The organism is Pseudomonas sp. SCA2728.1_7 (assembly GCF_018138145.1).
GTDB classification, from domain to species: Bacteria; Pseudomonadota; Gammaproteobacteria; order Pseudomonadales; family Pseudomonadaceae; genus Aquipseudomonas; species Aquipseudomonas koreensis_A.
Genome location: NZ_CP073104.1, coordinates 2,738,176 through 2,764,002 on the forward strand (window position 1 = coordinate 2,738,176; position 25,827 = coordinate 2,764,002).

Annotated in this window: 33 protein-coding genes; 8 read left to right on the forward strand and 25 right to left on the reverse strand. The window is 59.3% G+C overall.

The genetic code is table 11. The features are described 5' to 3' along the window. Positions 1-88: 88 nt before the first annotated feature. The 4 genes from KBP52_RS12230 to tsaA all read left to right on the forward strand — a co-directional run bounded on the left by KBP52_RS12230 (position 89) and on the right by tsaA (position 3,144). Positions 89-799, forward strand: a complete 711-nt coding sequence (locus KBP52_RS12230; RefSeq protein WP_212622843.1) for an rRNA pseudouridine synthase — start codon at positions 89-91, stop codon at positions 797-799. Positions 800-871: 72 nt separating this feature from the next. Continuing rightward, on the forward strand, positions 872-1,339 hold the full coding sequence (locus KBP52_RS12235) for a DUF1456 family protein (RefSeq protein WP_034154940.1): 468 nt from the start codon (positions 872-874) through the stop codon (positions 1,337-1,339). Between the two features lie 168 nt (positions 1,340-1,507). Then, complete coding sequence (locus KBP52_RS12240; RefSeq protein ID WP_212622844.1) at positions 1,508-2,278, forward strand: SDR family oxidoreductase; 771 nt, start codon at positions 1,508-1,510, stop codon at positions 2,276-2,278. A 158-nt stretch (positions 2,279-2,436) separates the two neighbouring features. Continuing rightward, positions 2,437-3,144: a tRNA (N6-threonylcarbamoyladenosine(37)-N6)-methyltransferase TrmO gene (gene tsaA / locus KBP52_RS12245; RefSeq protein WP_212622845.1), complete on the forward strand. Its 708-nt coding sequence runs from the start codon at positions 2,437-2,439 to the stop codon at positions 3,142-3,144. 159 nt (positions 3,145-3,303) lie between these two features. Here the strand turns inward: tsaA and fpr are convergent, their stop codons facing one another. Beyond that, positions 3,304-4,083, reverse strand: coding sequence for a ferredoxin-NADP reductase (gene fpr / locus KBP52_RS12250; RefSeq protein ID WP_007908723.1), 780 nt, complete (start codon positions 4,081-4,083; stop codon positions 3,304-3,306). 133 nt (positions 4,084-4,216) lie between these two features. Here fpr and KBP52_RS12255 point away from each other — a divergent pair, with 133 nt between their 5' ends. Next, on the forward strand, positions 4,217-5,143 hold the full coding sequence (locus tag KBP52_RS12255; RefSeq protein WP_064393117.1) for a LysR family transcriptional regulator: 927 nt from the start codon (positions 4,217-4,219) through the stop codon (positions 5,141-5,143). Here the strand turns inward: KBP52_RS12255 and KBP52_RS12260 are convergent. Both KBP52_RS12260 and erdR read right to left on the reverse strand, forming a co-directional pair. Then, a complete protein-coding gene (locus KBP52_RS12260) occupies positions 5,140-5,502 on the reverse strand; it encodes a diacylglycerol kinase (RefSeq protein WP_042557932.1) in 363 nt (120 codons plus the stop codon). The genes KBP52_RS12255 and KBP52_RS12260 overlap by 4 nt on opposite strands. Positions 5,503-5,576: 74 nt before the next feature. After that, positions 5,577-6,227 (reverse strand): response regulator transcription factor ErdR, encoded by a 651-nt coding sequence (gene erdR / locus KBP52_RS12265; protein ID WP_016985724.1) that lies wholly within the window; start codon positions 6,225-6,227, stop codon positions 5,577-5,579. Here erdR and KBP52_RS12270 point away from each other — a divergent pair. Then, positions 6,220-6,378: a hypothetical protein gene (locus KBP52_RS12270; protein WP_155740694.1), complete on the forward strand. Its 159-nt coding sequence runs from the start codon at positions 6,220-6,222 to the stop codon at positions 6,376-6,378. The genes erdR and KBP52_RS12270 overlap by 8 nt on opposite strands. 72 nt (positions 6,379-6,450) lie before the next feature. Here the strand turns inward: KBP52_RS12270 and KBP52_RS12275 are convergent, their stop codons facing one another. Further along, positions 6,451-7,197, reverse strand: coding sequence for a tRNA-uridine aminocarboxypropyltransferase (locus KBP52_RS12275; RefSeq protein WP_212622846.1), 747 nt, complete (start codon positions 7,195-7,197; stop codon positions 6,451-6,453). A gap of 189 nt (positions 7,198-7,386) precedes the next feature. On the opposite strand from KBP52_RS12275, the gene KBP52_RS12280 reads away from it, so the two are divergent. After that, positions 7,387-7,812, forward strand: a complete 426-nt coding sequence (locus tag KBP52_RS12280; protein ID WP_008077172.1) for a PA3611 family quorum-sensing-regulated virulence factor — start codon at positions 7,387-7,389, stop codon at positions 7,810-7,812. On the opposite strand, the gene KBP52_RS12285 is transcribed toward KBP52_RS12280, so the two are convergent. Further along, positions 7,813-8,007, reverse strand: a complete 195-nt coding sequence (locus tag KBP52_RS12285) for a hypothetical protein (RefSeq protein ID WP_077571372.1) — start codon at positions 8,005-8,007, stop codon at positions 7,813-7,815. It lies immediately after the preceding gene. 350 nt (positions 8,008-8,357) lie between these two features. On the opposite strand from KBP52_RS12285, the gene KBP52_RS12290 reads away from it, so the two are divergent. Next, complete coding sequence (locus tag KBP52_RS12290) at positions 8,358-9,476, forward strand: TIGR00730 family Rossman fold protein (RefSeq protein WP_116028781.1); 1,119 nt, start codon at positions 8,358-8,360, stop codon at positions 9,474-9,476. 55 nt (positions 9,477-9,531) lie between these two features. Here the strand turns inward: KBP52_RS12290 and recX are convergent, their stop codons facing one another. The 20 genes from recX to KBP52_RS12390 all read right to left on the reverse strand — a co-directional run bounded on the left by recX (position 9,532) and on the right by KBP52_RS12390 (position 25,791). After that, positions 9,532-10,002 (reverse strand): recombination regulator RecX, encoded by a 471-nt coding sequence (gene recX, locus KBP52_RS12295; RefSeq protein ID WP_116028780.1) that lies wholly within the window; start codon positions 10,000-10,002, stop codon positions 9,532-9,534. Between the two features lie 8 nt (positions 10,003-10,010). Further along, complete coding sequence (recA, locus tag KBP52_RS12300; protein ID WP_077571370.1) at positions 10,011-11,069, reverse strand: recombinase RecA; 1,059 nt, start codon at positions 11,067-11,069, stop codon at positions 10,011-10,013. An 83-nt stretch (positions 11,070-11,152) separates the two neighbouring features. Beyond that, a complete protein-coding gene (locus KBP52_RS12305) occupies positions 11,153-11,653 on the reverse strand; it encodes a CinA family protein (protein ID WP_212622847.1) in 501 nt (166 codons plus the stop codon). Between the two features lie 67 nt (positions 11,654-11,720). Next, positions 11,721-12,239 carry a lysis system i-spanin subunit Rz gene (locus KBP52_RS12310; RefSeq protein WP_212622848.1) on the reverse strand — a complete coding sequence of 173 codons (519 nt, stop codon included), beginning with the start codon at positions 12,237-12,239 and terminating at the stop codon, positions 11,721-11,723. Beyond that, positions 12,218-12,784 carry a glycoside hydrolase family 19 protein gene (locus KBP52_RS12315; protein WP_212622849.1) on the reverse strand — a complete coding sequence of 189 codons (567 nt, stop codon included), beginning with the start codon at positions 12,782-12,784 and terminating at the stop codon, positions 12,218-12,220. Before KBP52_RS12315 ends, KBP52_RS12310 begins: the two co-directional genes overlap by 22 nt. A gap of 36 nt (positions 12,785-12,820) precedes the next feature. Continuing rightward, on the reverse strand, positions 12,821-13,075 hold the full coding sequence (locus tag KBP52_RS12320) for a hypothetical protein (protein ID WP_108225240.1): 255 nt from the start codon (positions 13,073-13,075) through the stop codon (positions 12,821-12,823). Then, positions 13,075-14,235, reverse strand: a complete 1,161-nt coding sequence (locus tag KBP52_RS12325; RefSeq protein WP_212622850.1) for a hypothetical protein — start codon at positions 14,233-14,235, stop codon at positions 13,075-13,077. Before KBP52_RS12325 ends, KBP52_RS12320 begins: the two co-directional genes overlap by 1 nt. Before the next feature lie 9 nt (positions 14,236-14,244). Continuing rightward, positions 14,245-14,676 (reverse strand): phage tail assembly chaperone, encoded by a 432-nt coding sequence (locus tag KBP52_RS12330; protein ID WP_212622851.1) that lies wholly within the window; start codon positions 14,674-14,676, stop codon positions 14,245-14,247. Between the two features lie 2 nt (positions 14,677-14,678). Continuing rightward, positions 14,679-15,419, reverse strand: coding sequence for a hypothetical protein (locus KBP52_RS12335; protein ID WP_212622852.1), 741 nt, complete (start codon positions 15,417-15,419; stop codon positions 14,679-14,681). 173 nt (positions 15,420-15,592) lie between these two features. Then, entirely contained in the window at positions 15,593-16,177 is a 585-nt protein-coding gene (locus tag KBP52_RS12340; protein WP_212622853.1) for a tail fiber assembly protein, read from the reverse strand. A 44-nt stretch (positions 16,178-16,221) separates the two neighbouring features. Next, positions 16,222-17,259 carry a phage tail protein gene (locus KBP52_RS12345; protein ID WP_212622854.1) on the reverse strand — a complete coding sequence of 346 codons (1,038 nt, stop codon included), beginning with the start codon at positions 17,257-17,259 and terminating at the stop codon, positions 16,222-16,224. A 139-nt stretch (positions 17,260-17,398) separates the two neighbouring features. Beyond that, entirely contained in the window at positions 17,399-17,914 is a 516-nt protein-coding gene (locus KBP52_RS12350) for a phage tail protein (RefSeq protein ID WP_212622855.1), read from the reverse strand. Further along, entirely contained in the window at positions 17,911-19,062 is a 1,152-nt protein-coding gene (locus tag KBP52_RS12355; protein WP_077571358.1) for a phage tail protein, read from the reverse strand. Before KBP52_RS12355 ends, KBP52_RS12350 begins: the two co-directional genes overlap by 4 nt. Before the next feature lie 13 nt (positions 19,063-19,075). Beyond that, the gene (locus KBP52_RS12360) at positions 19,076-19,675 is read right to left on the reverse strand and encodes a putative phage tail protein (RefSeq protein WP_212622856.1); all 600 of its coding nucleotides are present in this window, start codon (positions 19,673-19,675) and stop codon (positions 19,076-19,078) included. Further along, positions 19,663-20,709: a baseplate J/gp47 family protein gene (locus tag KBP52_RS12365; RefSeq protein ID WP_116028772.1), complete on the reverse strand. Its 1,047-nt coding sequence runs from the start codon at positions 20,707-20,709 to the stop codon at positions 19,663-19,665. Before KBP52_RS12365 ends, KBP52_RS12360 begins: the two co-directional genes overlap by 13 nt. Further along, positions 20,699-21,097 (reverse strand): phage GP46 family protein, encoded by a 399-nt coding sequence (locus KBP52_RS12370; RefSeq protein ID WP_077571355.1) that lies wholly within the window; start codon positions 21,095-21,097, stop codon positions 20,699-20,701. The genes KBP52_RS12365 and KBP52_RS12370 overlap by 11 nt, the downstream gene beginning before the upstream one ends. Then, positions 21,097-21,606: a phage baseplate assembly protein V gene (locus KBP52_RS12375; RefSeq protein WP_110720163.1), complete on the reverse strand. Its 510-nt coding sequence runs from the start codon at positions 21,604-21,606 to the stop codon at positions 21,097-21,099. Before KBP52_RS12375 ends, KBP52_RS12370 begins: the two co-directional genes overlap by 1 nt. A gap of 137 nt (positions 21,607-21,743) precedes the next feature. Beyond that, positions 21,744-22,793, reverse strand: coding sequence for a phage baseplate assembly protein (locus KBP52_RS12380; RefSeq protein ID WP_077571353.1), 1,050 nt, complete (start codon positions 22,791-22,793; stop codon positions 21,744-21,746). A 3-nt stretch (positions 22,794-22,796) separates the two neighbouring features. After that, a complete protein-coding gene (locus KBP52_RS12385) occupies positions 22,797-24,032 on the reverse strand; it encodes a DNA circularization N-terminal domain-containing protein (RefSeq protein WP_212622857.1) in 1,236 nt (411 codons plus the stop codon). Continuing rightward, a complete protein-coding gene (locus tag KBP52_RS12390) occupies positions 24,019-25,791 on the reverse strand; it encodes a phage tail protein (RefSeq protein ID WP_212622858.1) in 1,773 nt (590 codons plus the stop codon). Before KBP52_RS12390 ends, KBP52_RS12385 begins: the two co-directional genes overlap by 14 nt. Between the last annotated feature and the right edge of the window lie 36 nt (positions 25,792-25,827).

Sequence of the window (25,827 nt, forward strand, 5' to 3'; positions counted from 1 at the left end):
TCCTACAAAAAGCATTACCGAAATGGAACCGGGCTTAACCGGCGCCACACAGGTACAATGCCCACCCCTTTTTTGTTACGGCCCTGTCATGACTGACCCGATTCGCCTCTCCAAACGCCTCATCGAACTGGTCGGTTGCTCCCGCCGGGAGGCCGAGCTGTTCATTGAGGGCGGCTGGGTCACCGTGGACGGCGAAGTGATTGACGAGCCGCAATTCAAGGTCGGCGACCAGAAGGTCGAGCTCGACAAGGACGCCAAGGCCACCGCGCCGGAGCCGGTGACCATCCTGCTCAACGCCCCTGCCGGCATGGACGTTGAAACCGCCATGCAATCGCTGAGCGCCGAAACCCTCAGCGAAGAACACCGCTTCAGCAAGCGCCCGTTGCGCGGGCACTTCCTGCGCCTGACCGCCAGCGCCGACTTGCAAGCGAAGGCCAGCGGCCTGCTGGTGTTCACTCAGGATTGGAAGATCCTGCGCAAGCTCACCGCCGACGCCGCGAAGATCGAGCAGGAATACGTGGTCGAAGTCGAAGGTGACATGGTCGCCCACGGCCTCAATCGCTTGCAACATGGCCTGACGCACAAAGGCAAAGAGCTGCCGCCGGTCAAGGCCAGCTGGCAGAACGAAAACCGTCTGCGCTTCGCCATGAAGAACCCGCAGCCGGGGATCATCACCCAGTTCTGCGAAGCGGTCGGCCTGAAGGTCATCGGCATCCGCCGCATCCGCATCGGCGGCGTCTCGATCGGCAAGGTCCCGGTCGGCCAATGGCGCTACCTGTCCGGCAAAGAGAAGTTCTAAGACTTCCACTGCCGCCACACATTTCGGCAGCGCGCCCGCGTGCTGCCCACAACGCTTATCAGGATTACTCACATGATTCATAACGACGTATTGCGCAGCGTGCGCTACATGCTCGACATCAGCGACAAGAAGGTTGTCGAAATCATCAAGCTCGGCGGCATGGAAGTAGCGCTCGCCGACGTAGTGACCTGGCTCGACAAGAAGGAAGAAGACGAAGAAGGTTTCGTGCGCTGCCCGGACGAAGTCATCGCGCACTTCCTCGATGGTCTGGTGATCTTCAAGCGTGGCAAGGACGAAAGCCGTCCGCCACAGCCGATCGAAGTGCCGGTGACCAACAACATCATCCTGAAAAAACTGCGTGTGGCCTTCGAATTGAAAGAAGACGACATGCACGCGATCCTCAAGGCCGCCGAGTTCCCGGTGTCCAAGCCTGAGCTGAGCGCGCTGTTCCGCAAGGTCGGCCACACCAACTACCGCCCGTGTGGCGACCAGTTGCTGCGCAACTTCCTCAAGGGTCTCACGCTGCGCGTGAGAGCTTAAAAGCAGCTACAAGCTACAAGCTGCAAGTTGCCACACCGCGTTAACTTGTAGCTTGCAGCTTGCCACTCGAAGCTGGCCGCATGGCCCCCCATTCCTTTCGAAAATAGTGGCTCCGCTTTTCGCGGCTGACGACTAGGGTGTACTGATCCCTAATCCTCAGGACTCGCCATGCACCCGTACTTTTCCCTGCAAGGCCGCACCGCTCTGGTGACCGGCGGCACCCGTGGTATCGGCAGAATGATCGCCAAGGCCTTTGTCGAGGCTGGCGCGCGCGTCTATGTCTGCTCACGCGATGCCGAGGCCTGCCATCAAACCGCTGAAGAACTCAGCGCCTTGGGCAAGTGTCACGGTGTGGCGGCGAATCTGGCGACCGAAGAAGGTGTGCAGGAACTGGCTGCGCGCCTGGGCGAGCAGATCACGCATCTGGATATTCTGGTGAACAACGCCGGCACCACCTGGGGTGCGCCGCTGGAAAGCTATCCAGTGAAGGGCTGGGAGAAGGTCATGCAGCTCAACGTGACGTCGGTGTTCAGTTGCATCCAGCAGTTTCTGCCGCTGTTGCGCAAGGCCGGCTCGGCGGCGAATCCGGCGCGGATTATCAATATCGGTTCGGTGGCGGGGATTTCTTCGTTTGGCGAGCAGGCGTATGCCTACGGGCCGAGTAAGGCCGCCTTGCATCAATTGTCGCGGATTCTTGCGCGGGAGCTGGTGAGCCAGCACATCAATGTCAATGTGATTGCACCGGGAAGGTTCCCGAGCAAGATGACGCAGCATATTGGCAATGATCAGCAGGCGTTGGCTGAGGATACGGCGTTGATTCCGATGAAGCGTTGGGGGCGTGAAGAGGAGATGGCGGCGTTGGCGATCAGTCTGGCGAGTACGGCTGGGGCTTATATGACGGGGAATATTATTCCGCTGGATGGTGGATTCAGTTTGTAGATCGGCGGTGCGGCCTTCGCGAGCAGGCTCGCTCCCACATTGGATCTGTGTCATGCACACAACCCCTGTGGGAGCGAGCCTGCTCGCGAAGAGGCCAGGCCTACCAGCACCAGACTTGAGGCCTGTCGGGTTATCATGCCCACCCTGCCCCGCTTCGAATGCAAACCATGACTTACAGCGTCTCCCCCATCGGCTTCGTGCGCTCCTGCTTCAAGGAGAAATTCGCCATCCCCCGCCAGCCACAACTGGCCCCCGCCGCCCGTGGTGTGCTGGAACTGGTGACGCCGTTTGATCAGGGCGACGCGGTGCAGGGTCTGGAACAGGTCAGTCATGTCTGGCTGCTGTTTCTGTTTCATCAGGCACTGGAAGACAAACCTCGCTTGAAAGTGCGCCCGCCACGTTTAGGCGGCAACAAGTCCATGGGTGTGTTCGCAACCCGCGCGACTCACCGTCCCAACGGCATCGGCCAATCGGTGGTGAAACTGGACAAGGTCGAAGCCAACCGGTTGTTTATCTCCGGGATCGACTTGCTCGACGGCACACCGGTTCTCGACATCAAACCCTACGTGCCTTACGCGGACATCATTCCCGAAGCCTCCAACAGCATCGCCAGCGCTGCGCCGCAGCTGATTGACGTGCAGTGGACGGACTCGGCGCTGCAACAAGCGCACACACACGCTCAGCGCCTCGACGAGCCGCTGGTTGAGCTGATTGAACAGTGTCTGGCCCAGGATCCGCGTCCGGCCTATCAAACCCCGGCGCCGGAACGTGAATACGGTGCGCAGTTCTGGGATCTGGATGTGCGCTGGCATTACCCGACACCAGAGCAGATCCGGGTGCTCGAAGTAATCCCTGCCGAGGCGTAACCCCCGAAAACGAAAAAGCCCGCGCTGCCTTCTCAGGCAACGCGGGCTTTTTGCTTTTCTGTAGGAGTGAGCCTGCTCGCGATAGGGCTGTGTCAGTCGACATCCATCTTGACTGATCCATCGCTATCGCGAGCAGGCTCACTCCTACAGTTTTGGGGCTTACTTCTCCACGAACGCACGCTCGATCAGGTAATCACCCGGCTCGCGCATCCGCGCCGAGATCTTCAGACCGAAGCTATCAAGCACTTCGCTGGTCTCGTCGAGCATGCTCGGGCTGCCGCAGATCATCGCGCGGTCGTCCTGCGGATTGATCGGTGGCAGGCCGATGTCGCTGAACAGCTTGCCGCTGCGCATCAGATCGGTCAGACGGCCCTGATTCTCGAAAGGCTCGCGAGTCACGGTCGGGTAGTAGATCAGCTTGTCACGCAGCGCTTCGCCGAAGAACTCGTTCTGCGGCAGGTGCTCGGTGATGAATTCGCGGTAGGCGACTTCGTTGACGTAGCGCACGCCGTGAACCAGGATCACTTTTTCAAAGCGCTCGTAGGTTTCCGGGTCCTGAATCACGCTCATGAACGGCGCCAGACCAGTGCCGGTGCTCAGCAGGTACAAGTGCTTGCCCGGGTTCAGGTCGTCGAGCACCAGGGTGCCGGTAGGCTTCTTCGAGATGATGATCTCGTCGCCTTCCTTCAAATGCTGCAGCTGCGAGGTCAGCGGGCCGTCCTGCACCTTGATGCTGAAGAACTCCAGATGCTCTTCCCAGTTCGGGCTGGCGATCGAGTAAGCGCGCATAAGCGGGCGGCCGTTGGGCTGTTGCAGGCCGATCATCACGAACTGACCGTTCTCGAAGCGCAGGCCCGGATCGCGGGTGCACTTGAAGCTGAACAGAGTGTCGTTCCAGTGATGAACACTGAGGACACGCTCGTGGTTCATGTTGCTCATGTACGTTTGACTCCTGGAGATTGGGTCTGCGCTGGCTTTTGAAGGCGACGGTGCGCAATTGCATCGCATTCTAATAGCGACGACAATATCTGTTAACTGGATTATTAAGATAAGGGTTATCGGTTATATCGATATGCGATTTACTCTCCGTCAACTGCAAGTCTTCGTTGCCGTCGCCCAGCAGGAAAGCGTATCCCGTGCTGCGGGTCTGCTCAACCTCTCGCAGTCGGCCGCCAGCACCTCGATCACCGAGCTCGAGCGCCAATCCAGCTGCCAGCTGTTCGATCGCGCCGGCAAACGGCTGAGCCTCAACGCCCTCGGCAAACAGCTGTTGCCGCAGGCGGTGGCCCTGCTCGATCAGGCCAAGGAAATCGAAGACCTGCTCAACGGCAAATCCGGTTTCGGCTCACTGTCGGTGGGCGCGACGCTGACCATCGGCAATTATCTGGCGACTTTGCTGATCGGCAGCTTCATGCAGCGCCACCCGGAAAGCCAGGTGAAGCTGCACGTGCAGAACACTGCCAATATCGTGCAACAAGTCGCCCACTACGAAATTGATCTGGGTCTAATCGAAGGCGATTGCAGCCACCCGGACATCGAAGTGCAGAGCTGGGTCGAGGATGAGCTGGTGGTGTTCTGCGCGCCGCAGCATCCGCTGGCCCAACGCGGCAGTGCAAGCATGGAAGAGCTGACTCACGAAGCGTGGATTCTCCGCGAACAGGGTTCCGGCACGCGTCTGACCTTCGATCAGGCCATGCGTCACCATCGCAGTTCGCTGAATATCCGTCTGGAGCTGGAGCACACCGAAGCGATCAAACGCGCGGTGGAATCGGGGCTGGGGATTGGCTGCATCTCGCGGCTGGCGCTGCGCGATGCGTTCCGCCGCGGCAGTCTGGTGCCGGTGGAAACGCCGGATCTGGATCTGGCGCGACAGTTCTACTTCATCTGGCACAAACAGAAATATCAGACTTCCGCCATGCGCGAGTTTCTCGAGCTGTGCCGCGCTTTCACCGCCGGGGTGCAGCGCAGCGACGAGATCGTTTTGCCGACAATCGCTTAAAGCAGAATCACTGCCCACACCAGCGCGATCATGCTCAGTGCCACGAATTGCGCGGCGCTGCCCATGTCCTTGGCGTTCTTCGACAGCGGGTGCAGTTCCAGCGAGATGCGGTCGATGGCTGCTTCCACCGCCGAGTTCAGCAACTCGACGATCAGCGCCAACAGGCACACCGCGATCAACAGCGCTTGTTCAACGCGGCTGACATTGAGGAAGAACGTCAGCGGAACCAGCACCACATTGAGCAGTACCAATTGGCGGAAGGCTGCTTCGCCGGTGAAGGCTGCGCGCAGGCCGTCCAGCGAATAACCGGAGGCGTTGAGGATACGTTTCAGGCCGGTCTGGCCCTTGAAAGGTGACATAAAGTAGAAACCAACCAAAAAGGAGTGGGAAAGCTAGAGCAACAAAAGTCAAAAAAGCGTGAAGACGCCAGCCATTATTGGCTCGGAATTGACTCAAGTTGTTGCAGCAGTAAAGCCGCTTGCGTGCGAGTGCGCACATTCAGCTTGCGAAAGATCGCCGTAACGTGGGCCTTGATGGTCGCTTCCGACACACTCAACTCATAAGCAATCTGCTTGTTCAGCAGGCCTTCGCAGACCATGGTCAACACGCGGAACTGCTGCGGCGTCAGGCTGGCCAGACCATCGCTGGCGGCTTTGGCTTCGTCGGAAACGGCGACGGCTTCAAACGCTTGCGGCGGCCAGAAGACATCGCCATCGAGCACTTTGCGCACCGCTTGCTGAATCACGCTGAGGTCGCTGGACTTGGGAATAAAGCCACTGGCGCCGAACTCACGGGATTTGACCATCACCGAAGCTTCTTCCTGCGCCGAAACCATCACCACCGGAATCTGCGGATATTGGCCGCGTAGCATGACCAACCCGGAAAACCCGAAAGCGCCGGGCATGTTCAGGTCCAGCAGGACCAGATCCCAGTCAGCCTTTTCGGTCAGGCGGGCTTCCAGTTCGGCGATGCTCGCCACTTCCACCAGTCGTACATCCGGGCCAAGGCCCAGGGTCACCGCTTGATGCAGGGCGCTACGAAACAGAGGGTGATCATCGGCAATCAGGATGTCGTATGTGGCCATTTTTCAAATGATCCTGTTTTTGATGGCAGACCCGGTGCATTCCGGTCTGGCCAAAGCAACTCAAGATGCCGCTTTCAAGCGATATCCACAGGGGCACGTTCAACGCCAATCAACAGCAAACACGGCGTTTCAAACCTTGGCCGCACCCTAATCGGCGCCAAGCATGCCCAGCGAAGACGGGGTGGTCAAGCAGCACGGCCGCTGGCTTGTACAGTATGGGCCACTATTGGGCCAACTCCGGCTGCGGCTTTCGTATATAGGGCAGTAACTCGGCGTGAGCGGGGGTGGACTCATTCATGTCGACCTGCTGTTTGGCGCCGAGGTAATGCTGGCTGAACACGTCAAAATAGGCGTCCAGCGCAGAGGCGGCGTCAGAGTCGCCGGCCAGTTCCAGGCACAGCGCCGCGACTTCGGCAGTGCACAGGTGCTCGCTGCGGGTCGAACGGCGCAGGCGATAGCGCGAAAGTTTGTCGGGCAGCAGACTCAAGATCGGCAAACGATCGAAATACGGGCTCTTGCGGAAAATCTTCCGCGCTTCGGTCCACGTGGCATCGAGCAGAATGAACAGCGGGCGCTTGCTGTTAACGGGAGCGACCGTATTGGTCACCCGTGACGGCTCGACGTATTCGCCGGGAAACACCAGATACGGTTGCCATTGCGGGTCGTTGAGCAGCGCCAGCATCTGTGGATCGGGCTCGGTGCGCGACCAGATGAACGCGTGGTTATCGCGCACGACGTCGGCAATCAGCCAACCGGTGTTGCTCGGCTTGAACACTTCCTTGCCGGTCATGATCAGGCACACGCCCGAACGCGTTTCGACACTCGGGCGCCAGGCGCACAGGCAATGGCTGATGATCACCCGGCAGTCGCGGCAACGCTCAGAGCGAAAACCTCGGGCCTGAATCGGCTTGATGCCTTCATCTTCGCGCTGGTCGCGCAGACGAGCAACGGCGTTGGGGGCATGGTTCATCGCGGATAACGCCGAAAAGCAGGAAAACTCGACACGAACAACACTCGGCAGGGCAATAAAGGCCGGCAGTTTACCAGAGCGACGGGCACAAGCCTGTACCCTCCCGACCGGCTCCCCTATAATTCGCCGCCACTGAACGCACAGTCACGTGGCTGGTCGAACCACCAGTCACTGAACCAGGAGAGTTTCATGCTGCGCCTTATCGTTCCCACCGCTGCCATTCTGCTGGCGTCGTCCTTCACCGCTCAGGCTGCCTCCCTGAGTGAGCAGAATCTGAACCGCGAGCTGCGCAACGTCGCCGCCCAGAGCAGCGTCGGCACGCCACGCGCCATCAGTGAAGACATTCTTGATCAGGGCTTCACCGTTGAAGGCACGCAGTTGATCAACCACCTGAGCGTGCAGAAGAGCCACGCCGACAAGATGCGCGCGGACCCTAAAGCCGTGTATTTCCAGTTGGGCGCTTCGGTGTGCAACAACCCGTCGTTTCGCAAGCTGATGGCCAAGGGCGCGATCATGCGTTACGACTTCACGGAAGTGAAAACCAACAAAGCGATCGGCTCCGCCAGCTACCAGGAATCGGATTGCCCGAAAGCCGGTCCGGCGAAGAAGAAGTAATCATCGCGAATTGGCGCGCCGCTGTTCATCCTCGGCGCGCAATTCGGCCAGCAAGGCCTGTAAATAGTGCGAACGGCGCTCGCCGCCGGCCAAGCGCCGGCAGCACTCCTCTTCGAGACTGAGTTGATTGGTCTCGGCTGCCGCTTTCAACATCCGATACAGCTGCGTATCGATCTCCAGAATCACTCTGGCCATGTGTCCCGCCTCCTTGCCACCCGCAAATCCTTGAATAGCATGCACCTTGCGTACGCTCATGACGCAAAGTTGTCGTACGGCGCCTGTAAGTTAGTTAATCAGAGGCTTTGCCGTTCGGCGCACGTTCGGACGAGCGGTGAAGGAACCGGCGGAAAATCAATAAACGGTTGCCAGGCAAAACGTTGCGGCGCAATGATCAAGTCAGCGCAAATGCGCGCAAGGGTCTAGATTCAGAGTATTCCCGATCATTTTTCAACGGCAGGAAAGGAACTGCCGATCGTGTGTTTTTTGCAGCGCGGCACTGACGCCGCTCGTCAGGGCCATCCGCTCTGTGCAGAAGGAGACGTTGAATGCCTTACCAACCGAATGACCTCTTGAGCCGTCATTTTCAGGAAAGCGGTCCCGACCTCATCAGTAAGGTCGAAGAACAACTCAACCGTGTTTCCCCCAACAGCCCGAACATTCCCATCTATCGCGACATGATCCTGACCGTGCTGCGCATGGCCCAGGAAGATCACAACCGCTGGAATGCCAAGATCACCTTGCAAGCCCTGCGCGAACTGGAGCAGGCCTTTCGGGTACTGGAGCAATTCAAGGGCAGACGCAAAGTCACCGTGTTCGGCTCGGCGCGCACCCCGGTCGAACATCCTCTATACGCCATGGCCCGAGAACTCGGCGCGGCGTTGACCCGCTCGGGGATGATGGTCATTACCGGTGCCGGGGGCGGCATCATGGCCGCAGCCCATGAAGGTGCCGGCCGCGATCACAGCCTCGGGTTCAACATCACCCTGCCCTTCGAACAACATGCCAACCCGACGGTAGACGGCACCGGCAATCTGCTGCCGTTCCACTTCTTCTTCACGCGAAAACTGTTTTTCGTCAAAGAAGCTGACGCGCTGGTTTTATGCCCGGGCGGTTTCGGCACGCTGGATGAAGCTTTGGAAGTACTGACGTTGATCCAGACCGGCAAAAGCCCATTGGTGCCGGTAGTGCTGCTGGATGCACCCGGCGGAACGTTCTGGCAAGGCGCGATGGACTTCATCCGCCAGCAACTGGAGGCCAACCACTACATCCTGCCTACCGACATGAAACTGATGCGACTGGTTTACACCGTCGAAGAGGCGGTAGATCAGATCAACCAGTTCTACAGCAACTTCCACTCCAGTCGCTGGCTCAAGCGTCAGTTCGTGATTCGCATGCATCACAAGCTCAGCGATCAGGCGCTGGAGCACATGCAGGAAGCATTCGCCGATCTGTGCCTGAGTGACCAGTTTCATCAGCACGACTACAACGGTGAGGAACACGATGAAGCACAGTTCAGCCATCTGGCGCGGCTGGCCTTCGCCTTCAACGCGCGCACTCACGGGCGCCTGAGGGAGTTGATCGACTACATCAACCTGCCGGAAAACTGGGCTCAGTCAAAACCGCAAACAGCACAACGTTCGCGCGAACCCTCCAAGGTAATTTGAGGGCAAAAAAAAACGGCCCGCTATTTTCATAGCGGGCCGTTTTTATTGAATCGATTTAATCGTCCATCCCTCTACCGCTGAACAAGCGGTTGATCATCTCCAGCGAAAACCCCCGATAGGCCAGAAACCGGCCTTGCTTGGCCCGTTCTTTTACATCAATCGGTAAATGCCCGGAGAATTTCCTACGCCACGTTTCCTGAAGTTGCTCCTGCCAACTGATACCGCTTTCGCGCAGGGCGAGTTCGATATCGGCGCGCTGCAAACCGCGCTGGCTCAGCTCTTCGCGAATCCGCAGAGGGCCGTAGCCGGAACGGGCACGGTAGGAAACAAAGCTTTCAAGGTAACGGGCTTCGGAAAGCAGCCCCTCTTCCGTTAAACGGTCGAGGGCTGTTTCGATCATCTCCGCCTCAGCGCCGCGCTGACGCAGTTTGCGCGTCAGTTCGACTCGACCATGCTCGCGGCGTGCGAGCAGGTCCATGGCGGTTCGCCGCACCGCGACGAGGGTATCGAGTACGGCGGTGGTCATCGCTGCAATCAGATATCAGCGTCGGCCAGGTCGTCTTCAGTCTCTTTGACTGCAGAAGCCTTGGAGTCACCGATCGCTGCTGGAGTCAGCAGTTTGTCACGCAGTTGCTTCTCGAGCTTCGCGGCGATTTCCGGGTTGTCCGCCAGGAACTTGGCCGAGTTGGCCTTGCCCTGACCGATCTTGGTGCCTTCGTAGGCATACCAGGCGCCGGACTTCTCGACGAAACCGTGCAGCACACCCAGGTCGATCATCTCGCCGTTGAGGTAGATGCCCTTGCCGTAAAGAATCTGGAACTCGGCCTGACGGAACGGCGAAGCGACCTTGTTCTTCACAACCTTGACGCGGGTTTCGCTACCGACCACTTCGTCGCCTTCTTTCACCGCGCCGGTACGGCGGATGTCGAGACGAACCGAAGCGTAGAACTTCAGTGCGTTACCACCGGTGGTGGTTTCCGGGCTACCGAACATCACGCCGATCTTCATGCGGATCTGGTTGATGAAGATCACCAAACAGTTGGCGTTCTTGATGTTACCGGTGATTTTACGCAGCGCCTGGGACATCAGACGGGCTTGCAGGCCCACGTGCATGTCACCCATTTCGCCTTCGATTTCAGCCTTCGGTACCAGTGCAGCCACGGAGTCGACGATGATCACGTCAACCGCGTTGGAACGCACCAGCATGTCGGTGATTTCCAGTGCCTGTTCGCCGGTGTCCGGCTGGGAAACCAGCAGGTCGTCGACGTTGACGCCCAGTTTGCCAGCATACTCTGGGTCGAGGGCGTGTTCGGCGTCGACGAATGCGCAGGTCGCGCCGGCTTTTTGAGCCTGGGCGATCACGGACAAGGTCAGTGTGGTTTTACCGGAGGATTCAGGACCGTAGATTTCAACGATACGGCCTTTTGGCAGACCGCCAATGCCGAGCGCGATGTCCAGACCCAGAGAGCCAGTCGAGATAGCCGGGATCGCCTGACGGTCTTGATCGCCCATACGCATCACGGCACCCTTGCCGAATTGACGTTCGATCTGACCCAGGGCCGCAGCCAAGGCTTTCTTCTTGTTGTCGTCCATTAAAGTCCTCACGTAATCAATAAGGCCTGACGGCCAACACCTGTATAAGTAGCCAGTATTATTCCACAGCGTTCGCGGATCGCCTACCCCTGATTTTCGATTTCTCGTGCCGCTAGTCGCAGGAGCCCCTCTAGCGCGGCCTTCACCGTTTGTCGGCGGACGTCATCGCGGTTGCCGGGGAAGTGCTGAACCTCACTGGTCACTACCTCGCCAACGCCCCACGCCAGCCACACCGTGCCGACCGGTTTGTTCGGCGAGCCGCCGTCCGGCCCGGCAATCCCGCTGACAGCCACGGCAAATCGCGCCAGGCTTTTGTCCTGGGCACCACGCACCATCGCTTCAACCACCTCGCGACTGACCGCGCCCACCGTTTCGAACAACTCGGTCGGCACATTCAATTGCTGGGTTTTCTGTCGATTGGAGTACGTGACGTAGCCCGCCTCGAACCACGCCGAACTGCCGGGAATCCGTGTGATGGCTTCGGCAATCCCGCCACCGGTACACGACTCGGCGGTGGTGACGTGGGCATTGAGCAGTTGCAGACGTCGGCCAAGGTCGGCGGCCAGTTGAGTGATCTCTTTCACGGCGTGCTCCGGATCGTGTGGAATGCCTCCACCGTACACGACCCGGTTGCGCTTTCAATACACAGACTCATTCAAAATGTTCGGGCGCCAGCGCTCTGACATACGCCTGACAAGCCTGCAAGGCAATCAGTCCACGGTCGCCGGTATCGGTGATGGCGACAATTCGTTGAGCATGCGCCGGGTCAAGTCGGGCGCGTACGGTTGCATGATCCACGCTGCCGGCGCCGGCGGTGGCTGGCACGTTGCAGCCTGAGGCAACGTCGCCGGCGTCGAGAAGGACTGACAGGCGCACATCAGCAGTAGCAAGACGATCGCGCAGGCGATCCTGATCACGTTGGGCATCGCTCAGCGCTCGGTAGTGGGTTTGTTCACTGGCGGCGAGTCGTTGCTCCAGCGCCAGACGTTTATCCTGCTCGGCCTGTTGCGCTGAGGCGGCAGCAAAATTCTGTTGATTGAAGACTTCGGCGTTTAACCGAGCCTGCTCGGCCAATTGCCGGCCGTAGCGCCACTCCTGAAACTGCCAGGCCGCGGCAAAAGCACCCGCAGCCAGCAACAGGACGCCGATCATTCGCCAGGGGATTGGCATAGCACCGCCCTCGCCCGCGCCCAGATTTCCAGGCGATCCTGCAACCCGTTCAACCCGCCGTTGATGCGCCGGGTGATGGTGTTGAACTCGTCGCGGTCGGCCAGTGCGTTCAAACCTTTCTGTTCCCAGAACCATGCCGCGGATTCGGCAGCCCATTGCGGCTGTTCGAGCAATTCGGGCAGGGACAGCAGGCGCTCATCGCCGAACAGGCCAAGGCTGCACTGGTGGTAATTCGAACGGCCGGTAATCTGGATCAACCCCCGCCCTCGGTATTTTTGCCCGTCGCCGTCAGCCTCCGGCGTGTTGCCCAGACGCAAGGCCAACGTACCGGTGTCGTACTTGCTCAGGTATTGGTTGTTGCCCAGTTCGCGCACGTAGCGCAATTGGCCCGACTCGTGGCCAACTTGCGCAAGGAACGCCGCGATACGTTTCGGCGAATCGATATGACGGCGCGCCATGGCACTGTTGAGTGCAGAAACAAAAACGCCCGCTTGGCTGCGGGCGTTGGGCATGATGTCGATAAGGTTGTTTTCAGTTAATTGCATAATGCTTGATCCTCCCTGGATATTGCCTCGATTGAATCACGGTTGACGGCCAATGCCCGTCAGCCATTTTTTTGCCAGAGTTTTCAGGGTGCTGTCCGGTGCAAGTTCTTCGGGCACGTCGAACACCCAACCGAGGGTACCGAAGTGGGCGGTCCAGTCGATTTGCGGTACCGGAGTGATTTCAGTGATGTCGACCCAGAGCAGATCCGGATGAAACATCTCGGCCATATTTCCGTCGGTGGAGAAGAGTTCGACCACGGTGTTCTGGGTGATGCGTGCGTAGGTTTTCATCAGGCGTACTCGTAGATGATCACGGCACCGGGAGCGCCTGCTGCGCCCGGTCTACCCGGCTGATTGGTTGTGTTAGCGATCCCGCCCGCGCCTGAACCATAACCGGAACCGGGGGCAGCCACACTCAATGCGACGCTGCTCGCATACCCACCACTGCCAAGCGGTGAGTTTGCGCCGTGCCCGGCAAGTGTTGATCCGGTGAGGCACATCCCTGGGTTGCCGGCTGCACCTGCCGAATTGACAATGTTGCCGCCACTTGAGGTTTGGCTGGGAAAACCACCCACATACAAGCCGAATCCAGGAAGCGTGAGTGGAGAACTCCAGGGAGACCCGCCACCACCGGTGGCAGTAACCAATGAACCCAGCGAACTTGTACCGCCACTTCCTCCGCCTGTGCCGACAACCCCCGCCGCGCCCCCAGCCCCCACGGTAATGATTTGGCTCTGCCCGATCGCGGCAGATGATAACCAGGCTTGTGCGTAGCTACCGGAAGCGCCACCGCCTGTAAGGGAAACCTGGGTAGAGTTCGTCGCACCGATTCCCGAGCTGCCACCACCTCCGCCGACGATGGTGACCAATACATTCTTCATTCCCACTGACGGCACATAGCTGCCGGACGCGGTAAACGTCTTGATCCCCAGGAGCCGGCCACTTGCAGCACTGCCACCACTCGCATACACCAGCACCCAACTATCCAGTGCTGCGCTGTACACCACCGAACACACACTACCGCCGACAATCTCGGCAGGGCGCAACGCACTCGCTGCAAGACTGACCAGTGGCTTGGGCATCAACCCGTTCGGCGCAAACGTACTCGCCCCGGTATTGGCATTACCGGCAGTAAAGCGCAGCGCCAAGCCGTCCTTCAATGCGGTGACGGCAGGCACATAATTGGCCATGTAGAGATTGGCCGCGCCGATGTCAGTGGCATGTTTGTCTTCACCTGCCTGACTGAGCTTTTTCACCGCTTGCAACAACTGGGTTGCATCGGCTTCGCTCGGCTCAAGGCCGGCGGATTTGACGACGTTCAACAATTCATCAGTGACGCTGTTACCCCAGGTCGCCGGGATCAGGGATCCGGGCAATCCTGCTATGACGTCTTCATTGACGAACTTGCCGTTGACCAGCCCGACACTGGGAACGCTTTTTGGGTAATCCACATTGATTCCTCATTTGTTTGAGCGCAGCACGCCGTCGAGCCAATCGGGTTCGACCGGGCGAGCATGTTCATGGGGGAAGTCCGGATCGTTTGGCCAGTCGCGCAGCGCCTGTCGATACGCCAGCAGTTGTTTGAACTCTTCAGCGCGCAAGGTTGTGCCCTCGCCCATTTCCAGTTCTTCGGCATCGCGAAGGACTAGCCACTGAGTCAGCTCCAACGCCTTGTCGCGCCACATTCGTTCTTGTGCGTCACTGGACGGTTCCGCCAAAAAAAACCGCTCCGGTCGTCCTTCACTATTCAACGACAGAACCGTACCTTTCGGAGCATTCGATACCAGCCCGCAGTACTCACCTTCGCTGAGTGCAAACGCGTCGGAAGGAATACTCACTCCGTGTACATCCGAATGATAAAAACCAGAAGTTGCCGGCGAAAAATAATACATAGTCAGTACCCTATTCCTATGATTCGGGCGGAAATGGAAGAGTTGGAATAATCAGGACAGCGCACATTGATGCCCACTCTCCTACTTACTGTTGAAGTATCGTTCCACGTCAAGAAGGTTGCCGTTGAACCACCTTCATGGGTGGCGACCGCGAGAAACATCGCATTGGGAAATGCGAGTGGCCATAAATTCAGGTCACCACAATTGTTGTTGCCTGACTGACTGGCGCTGCCGTTAATCCACTGGATGATCAACCCTCCCATCCAAGAAGGAAAAACGATGTAGCCTGAAATGCCCAGATTCACCTTGAATCCAAGTCTAAGTTTTTTCGGAGTCACAATAGACGCGTCGCTGACGCCAGCATTGACCTCTGCCTGAGAAGCAACTCTCGCTATGCCTACGATGGACTCTGTCGCCTGTTGGATTTTCTTCGCAATGGATTGGACTACGCGCAACGGTGTCATTAACTTGGTGGTACTGGCACCAGACTCCGCGTCTTCTTGACTGGCCAAGCTTTCACTGTATTTCTTCGAGATCAGCGTATTAATTGCTGCTCTTAACTGAGTGTTATCAGCTTCGTCCGCGACTGCTCCCGAGGTTCTGATAACTTCAAGAATTTCCTGCGTAACGCTATTTCCCCAACTCGCCGGAATCAACGATCCCGGCCTACCACTCAGCGGCTCTTCATCGACAAACCGACCGTTTACAAGACCGGCACTGGGCACACTATTTGGGTAATCCATTTAATTTCTCCTGTTTTTTAAACAAGCCACTCTGGCCCTGAAGGCCGTCAATCTGCTGTCAACAAACTCGCATCGTTCCAGCCCCTCCACGCCATAGCCTTCAAGCTTCTGACAGGCAGCCGAATACCGACAGCACCAGGCCGTCTACGAGGCTTTAATCAATTGAGTTGTGCTTATGAGATTGGTGAAACAACCCGTTCGGCAGGCGTCGCGGGCCATTCAATGACCAAGGGATAATCCGGTTGCAGCTCGATCCGGGCCAGAGTAAGCGCGTAGCGTTTCCATGTTTGCAGCGTGGCCAGTTGATCACTGCTCGCCTCGCCCAGTTCGTAAGCGTATTGCAGTGGTGCGACACGAATGACCACTTCGCGCAGGCGGTTATCGCGCTCTAAGCCCGCCTGCGTCACCAATGCCGCACGTTGGGCGTCGACATCCGGCACCCAGTCATCATCTTTCCAGAAGTAGAGAGTGTCGGGACGCGGCTTGACGGTCAGATAGTCAGGGATAGGCCCAAGCTCGCTCCAGTAAAGCGAGTTGCCATTGTCTTTGCGATAAACCAGCCGGTTGCGCAAGTCGATCAGTTGCAATACTTGCCCATTGCGCCACACCCAAACATAACCGGGCTCAATGGTGGGCAGCAATTCAGTCAACTCGATTGCATTGCCGGGTATTTGAACGCCTATTCCGGGTGTGATCGGCAATTCGATCGGTCCGGTAATTTCTTGCGTCCCTTCATTTAATACGTAGTAATAGGGCATTGTTCATTCCCATTTGATGGTGCTCAGAAAACGAAAAACTCGCGTTAGATGAGCTTTATCCGGCCTGGATAGGCCATGTTGCGCGGACGGGTTTCGACACCGCCGGTATTTTCGGTAAATCCGAGACTGATGTTGGCCTGATTAAACAAGGCATCAGGCGCCGCGTTCGGCGCCGATACCAGTGGAACGCCCAGCATGTCGCTTTTGAGTTCGTGTCGATGAGCGCGGAACATGTCGACCTGCCAACTACCAACCGAGCGACCGGCATCAACCCCACGCCCCTCATCGCACACTCTGATGAACTCACCTCGACCCTCCGGCCCGCGAAAGGTCAACGTGCCATCTCCGCTGGTCCAGCCACCCTCGGCCCCTACCCTCGCGGCTTCAGTGGTCAGGGCGCCGGACTGCTGCGCGTGATCCCACAACCACGGCCAGTCGCTGCGACTGAATACCGCCCCGTTAAGCGGACCGTATCCTCCGGGATTGAGCAGTGCCGTAGTCTCGAAGACAGTGCGGCCCAACGGCGTGCCATCGAAGCGTCCGATCGGCCACCAGTTGCCTGCGCCATCACTGCGCAGATGCCACCAGTCACCCGAACCCATCAGCACAAAGAAGGGATATCCGGCTGCGACAAGATGAGTGTGAAATCTGATTTTGTCGGTGCCCGAAGCGCGCACTGCCAAGCGCGATGTCGAGTTGTCGACCCGACGAACTATGACGTCGCGAACCCCTAACGTAAGGTCCGCCGGCGGCAGGCTGATGGTGGTCGCACCACTGCTCGCATTGACGAGCACCAGCCCGAGTTCATTTTCCGCCAACGCTTTGGAGGTCGATACATTGGTCACGGACGTTGCCATTGGGCTGGCCAATGCCAACAGCACTTGCAAGGCTTTGAGCAACTGCCGGTTGTCACCTTCAGCAGGCGTCAATCCTGCACCAACAACAACGTTGAGTACTTCCTCTGTGACAGCATTGCCCCACACCGCCGGAATCAAAGACCCCGGTGTTCCCGCCACCGGGTTTTCATCGACGAAGCGGCCATCGACCAGGCCGACGCTGGGGACGCTTTTTGGATAATCCATAGGTTGTTCGTTCCTTTGAAATGACAAATGACCGGCGTCGGCACAGCGTCTTCTGCGTGCCTGTCCACGGTCCGTTTTCTGAAAATAAAAAGCCCACAACGAAGTGGGCTTGGCTGACGCAGTACGCAGAATTTTCGGTTTAGCTGGAAAGGCCGCTGGCCAATTCGCGAATGGCGACCAAAGCTTCGTCACCAGCGCTGCGCGCCAGATCCGTGTTGCCTTTGGCAGCCTGAGTGCGAATTTGCGCTTTGGCCTTCAGGCGCAGCGTACGCAGCGCCAGTAGATGGTCGGTCAGTTGATCGGCCTTGCTCAGAATCTGCTCGGCGGCCTGTTTAGCGCTGCGACCTTTGGCAACCCAGGCTGCGACCGACAGTGGCACTTCTTTTTTCGGGTAACCGGCGTCCCGATACGCCTGAGCATCGGCGGCGGCCTGGGCGTACTCCATGGCTTTGAGCGGGTCACCAGCCAGAGCGGTACGGGCGCCGTCAGCGGCGGCGTCGACTTTGCTGCACAGGCGTTCGGCTTCCTGCTGTTCCAGCTCGGCGACTCTGACGGGATTCAGTTGCCACTTTTCACCGTCCCAATCATGAGCAACAGAAGGTTGTGCCGGGCGCAAGCCGTCGTCGAACTGATGCAGTTCTTGAATGATGATCATCGGATCAACTCCCAGGAAAAACTGATATTGACCGCCGCGGTGAAATTGACAGCGATACCCGATGCATAGTCAGACAAACCGTGACTTTTGAGCCCCATGCTGAACAGCAACTCATCGCTTGAGGCGTTGCTGGCGCCCCAAGTGTGTTCAGTCTGGTAGCTTTGCCAAAGCGAGCGCAATTCAGCATGGTCAAAGCTGGCAGTGAGGGACGAAACAGTCGTGTCGCTCACCACGTTGCTGGAAAAAATCAATACAGGTGCATTGGCGGTTGCCCAGCCGTCCCAGTTACTGGATGTTCCAATCGTCGGGTTCAAAAAACAGTAATTGCCGCCGAGCCATCCTGCGGGTGCAAACCCGACTGCACTGATAGCCGTCGGATGCGGCGTCGGATTGCCCACCACCAGCCGCGCCGCCCGCGCATGTGGATCGAGTGGAAGGTAAACCACACCATTGCCGTTGACTGTCTGTGTCCACGTCAACCGGCTCCGGTTGTAGATCGACCTGACAATCGGTACCGACCCGGGTCCGGCAGTCACCACCCACGCCAGACAGAGATCCAGAGGTGTCGACTGGAAACCGCCTCCCGCCCCCCCATTGATCGTGCCCTTCAAGCCTTCCGGTGTAGCGTCGTAGATCGTGCCGCGCTGCGTATAGAAGGTCAGCACGCCAGCAACCACTTGTGCGCGCAAAAAGTAGCCGGAATTCGGCAATAGATCGGCACTGCTCCAGGCTTGGGTCGTAAAGGTACGCGGACGACCCAACTGACCTGCCAGCACTTCCTGACCCAAGCTGACCAGCACACCGGGCAGAATCGACAAGCGCCCGCCACTGGTAGCAAACGCGGTCGGCGTGATCGGCAATCGCCCGTCTGCCGTAGCCACGGTAGCGGTGGGCAAGGCGCCAATCGGCAACGCCGAATCCAGATTCCAGCCCTTGGCCGAAACGCTTTGAATCGCCTGCAACAACTGATCGTATTTCTTCTCGTCCGGGGTCAGCCCCCCGGCATTGATCACGTTGAGAATTTCCTGCGTAACCCCATTCCCCCAATCCGCCGGAATCAACGATCCCGGGGTTCCGGTCATTGGGTTCTCATCGACAAACTTCCCATTCACCAAACCGGCGCTGGGCACACTGTTCGGATAATCCATGGCTTATTCCTCCCTAGTCATAATTGATGTGCACCTTGGTATGCGCCGGGGCACTGCGATGGATCAGGCATTCCAGCGCCGAGCCCGGGTTCACGCCAAAGCGCTCGCCCCAGTAGCTCGCGCCGAAACGCCGACCGAGCAACAAGCGCCCGCCGGTGTTGAGCGTCCACATGAACTGCGCTTCCCACGTGCCCCAGTGCGCCGAGCCGAAACGCGCACGGCCCATGCGCGGGGCTTCGAGTTCGGTGATGGTGGCGTTGGGGTAACCCTGGCTTTTGGCGATGTCGATGTAGTAACCGACCGCCTGGCTGCCGACCGCGAGCAAGCGCCGGCGTACGGCGAGGCGGCGGTCGTCGAACAGCGGTGTGGCGCCCAGGCACGGGTCGGGCAGGTTCATCACCCGCTCCCAGTCCGGCACCAGTTCGCTGACGCCGGCCGGGTCCATCTCATTGAGCAGGTCGGCGGCGCGGGCATCGAGGCGCGCCAGTTCGACGGCGACGCCTTGCAGCACTTCTTCCAGTTCCGGCACGCGCTCCGGGTCCCACGCCGGGCCGCTGGGCAGCAAGGCGCGCAATTGCGCCTGATATTGCGCGGCGGTTCTTATGCCCCCCATACGCAACCTCCGAAGGTCAGCAGTTCGCTTTGCCCGGCAGGCACGTCAGCAGCCGGCGCGGTCAGCGTGTGATCGTACTCACCACCAGCGCTGCTGATGGCTTCGCGGATATGACTGATCAGCAACGGCACACCCAGATCGGCTTCGCGGTTGTGCAGGTCGCGCAACTGCGCCTCAACGGCGGCGCGCACAGCGGTGGTGTCCGGATTGACGCTCTTGAAGCGATACACCACCGGCACTTGAATCGGCCGCTGCACGTGCACTTCCGCCGTCACTGGACGCAGCGGTTCGATGTAGTCCTGAACTTCCGCCAATTGCTCATCGTTCGGCACCGGTTGCGGGTCTTCATCACGCATGATGAACACCGTCACCGTGCCCGGCCCGAGCAGGCCGCCACGACACCAGGCGCGGGTCACGCCCGGCACTTCCAGTGCCCAGGTCTCGTAGTCGCTGGCCGAACCGCCATGGGGAATCACGCGGTAGGAACGAATCACCCGCGAGCGCAGCGACTCCAGACTTTCCCGTGCCACGCCGCCGCTGAGTCCCGGCGCCAGCACGATAAAGCTGTTGCCGACCACACCGGCAATCGGCTGCACTGGTGTCAGCGCCAGCCCGGCGTCGGCATTGCCGAGGCTGCCGGCATCCAGCGCGGCGATGGTGGTGCTGTTGCTGCCATTGGCCGTGGTGCGCGCGGCAGTGACTTTGTAGGTGCGACCGTCGTTCGATTGCAGCAACGTGTCGACGTCGAGCACAGCGCCGGCGGTCGCGGTAAAGCTGACGCTGCCGGTGGCGACTTGCGCGGGTTTGCGCGGTTGGTTCAAACGCAGTGCGGCGATACGCTCAAGCGTCGACTCATCAGCCTTGTCGGGCAGGATCTGCTCGGCAATCCAGTCGAGATAACCGTACAGACCATAAGCCGCGCCACCGAGGGTGCGGGCCAGCACTTGCGCATCGGACTGGCGCAGCGAATCGCCGGCCAGGTCGCTTTGGGTGCGCTTGATCAGCACCGGCAGCGAAGGGGTTTCAAACGGCATAGATCACCTGCCAACTGTTATCGGGGTTGATGTCCAGACGTTCGCCGTCGGCCAGGGTCAGGACCGTGCGCAGGTTCAGACGCTGGGCGTCGAGGCGTTCGCTGATGATGTCGATGGCGCTGCAATGGCCGTCGTCGATCAGCCATTGCAAGGCTTCGCGGGCATAGAACTCGGCGTCCATCTGCGTTTGTCGGGTCAATTTCACCCGGCGCAGTAGCCATAGCCGTGAGCCGATGCGGTCGTCGGCAACGGTGGGAAACGTGTCGCCCCACCAGCCGAAACGTTCGTCGTCGTCGAGGGCGTCGTCATCGGCGGCGCGGCGCCAGGTGAACAGGCTGATCAGTACGGAGCGCGTCAGTGCAGCGTGGAGGTTTTGGCTGATCAGCATCACTTGCCTCCTGCCGGCGCGCCGGTCTGGCCGCTGCCGGCCTGCACACCGACGTGCACGTGTTTGATCTGGCTGATGCCACCGGCAAGTTGATCGCCGGTGGAAACGATCTTGCCGGTCTGGTTGATCACCGGCGTATCGAAGTTCACCGCGCTGCTGGCGCGGATGTTCAGCGTGGCGGTTTCGATGTCGATGATCCGCCCGCGCTTGAAATGAATCTTGTCGCCCTCGTCGGTGTAGATCGCCACTTCACCAGCGGCCAGCGCTTGCAGGCGATAGCGGCGGTCAGCGATGACCAGAGCAATGGCGTGGGAACGGTCGCCGCCGATGAAGGTGACGACCCCTTCGGCACCGGCCAGTGGGTGGCTGGTGAAGCCGTAGGGTTCGAAATGCTCCATGTCGTCGTTCACTTCGCCGGCGGTGAGGCGCATTTGCAGCGATTGCAGCTTGGATGCCGAGTTGGCGAGCACGACAGTGCCGCGCGCCAGCAGGCGTGTCAGTAGGCTCATGGGGTGTCCTTCAAAGAGGCGGCCACGACGCGATCAACTGTAGGAGTGAGCCTGCTCGCGATGGCGGTGGGTCAGGCACTGTGATGTTGAGGCTGCCGACGCTATCGCGAGCAGGCTCACTCCTACAGGGTTCGGTGTCAGGCCGGGGATTTTTTCGGTGGCATTGGATTGGCGTCGAAGGTATGCGGCGGCGCCACTTGCAGCGTGGTCACCGAGCCTTGTGCCGACAACGAATAAGTGACCTTGGAGATCAGCATGTCGCCATCAAACCCAAGCACCGGATCCGTGACTTTGACCAGCGTGTTGTGCCGCCAAAGATCACCGTTGGCCTGGCGCCAGCCCTGCACCCGATACGTGGTGGTCTGCGCCCGCCCCATACGGGTGGCGCACTCCCACTGGGCGCGTTGCTGGGCCAGTTCGAACGTCAGCGCGGTGCCCTCGTTGATGATGGTGGTGCGTCGACGTTTGAAGCTCAGATCGGTCGCACTGGATTCAACCTCGCTGACCGCCGCCCCGCTCTTCTTGTCCGAACCTTTCTGCTGGCCGATCACCCGGTATTCGGAGAACACCTGGCTCTGATCCATGGGGGCGTTGGCCGACAGGATATTCTTGCCCAGCTCCAGCGCATCACTGGCCCGCCCACCGCTGCCGGGTTTGGCCAACACCAGCCGGCCCTGCTCGTCATCGGTGGAAAACACCCGCAGCAACGAGAGCAAACGGTCGATCGACTGGAACACGGTTTCACCCGGCACGATGGTGTGCTTGGTCAGCCGCGCAGTCTCGGGAATTTCATTGACCACCATCAGCCCGTACTCCATCGCCAGCGCCTGCACGATGCTCAGCAGCGGTTGCTCCTGCCATTGATTCGGCTGGTTTCTGGCGGCGCAATCGACCAGATCCTGGGTCTTGGAACTGCCCTCGATGCTCAGGCTGATCTGGCGTCCGTCATAGCTGATCGGCGCCTTGAACACGTAGCCGGTGAGCACCAGGTCCTGGCCGATTTTCACTTCGCAGGGGTCACCCGGCTTGATCCGCTGGTCCACCGCCTGCCCCGGCCACTGCCAGGTGATGTCAAGTTTGAACGTGCGGAACTGGCGCTCCAGATCAGCGGTGATTTCCACGCTTTTCCAGCCGCCGTATTCCATGTTGTTGACGGTCAACGTGACGCGGTTATCCATCTCGTTCATGGCTCACTCCCTGGACACTTTCACGTCGTTGGGTGAAAAACCCGGATGGTTCATCGCATTGCTCTGAGTCACTTGGGTCACCCGTGTGGCATCGGCAAATTGCTTGTAGGCCACAACCAGCGCCGGCAAGCTTTCCTGGAACGATTTGGTGACCTGGCGCACACCGGATGACGCCACTGCCTTGAGATGCGCCAGCAGCGCTTCCTTGACATCGTTGATTGCCTGGTGGTGCTTGGGATCGGCCTTGTCCAGCATCGGATCAATGGCCACCCCGACCGCCTTCTGCAGTGCTTTCATTTCGTCGGTCACCGGTACTTCCGGACGGGTCACGGGTTGATCCGCCTGCTGCGCCACCGAAGGTGTCGACGACAGTTTCACTGCGGGGGTCGCCACTGGCATCGACGCCACCCACTGCGCCACTTTGACCAGCATCGTGTCCTGCACCAGATCGGCCATGGCTTGCGCTGCGGCGTTGGTGTCCTTGCCGGTGGTGATCTTTGGCGCATCCGCCTTGCGGATCGCTTCGAGTTGTTGCGACACGTCGGCAATCACGCCACGGTAGCCCTCCTTCGCAAACTCCTTGAGTTCCTTGATATCGCCGAGCAGGCCTTTGAACTCCGCCGCCACTTCCTTGGGCAACTCCTTGACCGCTTTGACCAGTTCGGTGATCTGCCGGTACTGCTCGATCAGCGGCTTGAGCTGTTCTTTGATCACCTCATAAACGCCGGTCAGGCTGTTACGCAGATTGGCAATGCCGATCCGCGCGGCCTTGATCAGCGTCATCGCCTGCTCGAAGCGCGCCACCGCAGACCCCAACAGCGTGTCGGCCTTGGCCAGCAGCACTTTCTGTGTGCTGACGGTAGCGGTCGGAAACGGCAACGGCTGATCGGGATAAAACTTCAGGGTAAAGGTCACCAGCCCGCCGTCCTGGCGGGTATGGGTCATGTCGCATTCACCGACCTTGACTTGCAGGCGCCCGAGCCACGGGTGCACCAGTTCACCATTGCCCGCCTCCAATGCCTTGAGCAGTTTGTCGCGCTGCTCCAGGCAATCGGCGCCGATGATGAATGCCGTGATGTCGTGAATCCTGGCCTGCTGGCCCAGATCCTCGAAATACGGCAGGTCGCGTTGCGGGTATTCGTGCAACTGACCTTTGCGACCGACCGGGGTTTTCGCCTGATCGATCCAGAAGCCGACACCACGAAAGGATGCCGGCAACAAACGGTCACGCCAGTTCATTGGAACCTCCTGCCGACAACGAGCGATAGCCGATGCGCGAAGACAGCGCCAGGCCCGGTTGATTGCTTTGCGGTTGATCGGTGCGCAGCCCGGCCGGCGCATTTTCGAAGCGCACGGTCAGGCCGCCTTCGAGTTGCGTGCGGTTGTTGATTGCGCTTTGTTGAATCAGTGCGCCAGAACTCTGTGGCAACGAACCACTTTGCAGTGCACCGTTGGCTGCTTGTGGCGTTGCCCCAAAGAACGCGGGTGCCAGTTCGCCTTTGCCTTCGGCATTGGTCTGGCGTTGCGCTTCGGTGAACGTTTCAACCTTGCCGGTGACCTTGGCGATCAGTCCGGCAAAACCGCCGTCGAACAGCTCCTTGATCGGCGCAATGACGGTTTGCAGCTTTTGCCACAACTCGCCGAACCACTCGGTGATCGGCCCCCAGTTCTTGATGATCTGCCCCAACGGCGTCCATTCGAACATGTTGTGCAAAAACTCCAGTACCGGTGCGGCCAACGCTTGCACCACGCCCCACAGCGCCGAAAACACTTCGCTGATCGGTTGCCAGTACATCGCGATCTGTTCCAGCGGCGACCATTCGAACAGGCTCTGGAAGAAGCTTTTGATCTGCTGCGCCGAGGTTTGCAATGCGGCCCAGACCGGTTCGAAGAAGGCCACGATACTGCCCCAGTTGTTGACGATCATGCCCAGTGGGGAATAGTCGAACAACGTGCCGAAGAAGTCCTTGATGGCTTGTGCCGCCGGTTGCAGCGCCGTCCAGATCGAGGCGAAGAACCCGGTGATCGCGCCCCAGTTGTTGATGATCATCCCCAGCGGTGTCCAGTCGAACAGTCCTTTGAGGAACGCCATCACCGGCACACTCAAGGCCTTGAGCAAGTCCCAGATCGCCGAAAACAGACCGGTCAGCGGCGCCCAGTTTTCCAGGATCATGCCGGCGGGCGTCCACGAGAACACCGACTTGAAGAAATCGACAACCGGCACGGTGACCGCTTTGACCTTGTCCCAGATCCCGGCGAAAAATCCCGCGATCGGTGACCACAGTGCCGCCAGTGCATCCAGCGGTCGCCAATCGAGGATCGAGCGCAACGTTGCCATCGCACTCACACCGATGTTTTTCACGCCCTCCCACATGCCCTTGAAAAAGGCACTGATCGGCGTCCAGTTGGCATAAATCAAACCGGCCGCCACCGCGATGCCCATCGCGATCAACATGATCGGATTGGTCTTGAGCACCATGCTCATCACGTCCATGACCTGGGTCATACCGGTGACGGCGGTTTGCATGGCAGAGAAGGCAATCGCCCCCGCCGCCAGGCCTTCGACCAGTTTCGGGTTGTCGGCGAGCAGGCTGCCGACCTGAGTCAGCATCGGTTCCAGCCCGACCACCAGTGCCCCCACCGCCGGCACCAGTGCGGCGTCCACGGCTGCGGAAACCTTTTCCATCGACGCACTGAACACGTTCATGTTTTGCGCAGCGACTTTCGGCGTGGCGGGTAAATCGACGGCTTTTGCCGCGTCGCCCACTTCGGCCAATTTGCCCTGAAACGCTGCGGCCGATTTGATGCCATCCACAAACGGCGTAATCACGCTGCCGCCCTTGAACAGACCACTGATGTCCAGTTTGCCGAGGCCGGTCTGTTCGAGGTTGTTCTTGAAGCTCTCGACCTTGACTCGCAGGGCGCCGAGTTTGGGCGACAGTTCATCGATGCCCGTGATCAGCACCGGAGTTTTTACTTTCGTTTCTTCGTCTGCCATCACTGCACCTGCTGCATCGCATTGATCCGTTGCGCG